We start from the raw sequence: 236 nt of genomic DNA on the forward strand, positions 1-236 counted from the left end.
GCTGATCTATGGCGCGAGCTTCCGAACGGTCCGCCAGATCGAGCTGGGCCATGACGAGGCGGGCCGGGAACGGGTGCTGGGCGAGTTGCGTCTGGACGACAGCGTTGTCGGGACGCGCGGGGCGTATGTGCTGCATCCCGGGTTGCTGGATGGGGCGTTGCAGACGAGCATTGGCTTGATGCTGGGCCGCACGGAGGCGCGGATGGCGATGCCGTTTGCGCTGGAGCAGCTGGAGG

Annotated in this window: 1 protein-coding gene; it reads left to right on the plus strand. The window is 67.8% G+C overall.

Annotation, left to right across the window (positions count from 1 at the left end):
• Nucleotides 1-236 (plus strand): polyketide synthase dehydratase domain-containing protein (locus TSA1_RS40525; RefSeq protein ID WP_210421942.1); only part of this gene is annotated, 236 nt, incomplete at both ends.

It is taken from the genome of Bradyrhizobium nitroreducens (assembly GCF_002776695.1).
Classification (GTDB): domain Bacteria; phylum Pseudomonadota; class Alphaproteobacteria; order Rhizobiales; family Xanthobacteraceae; genus Bradyrhizobium; species Bradyrhizobium nitroreducens.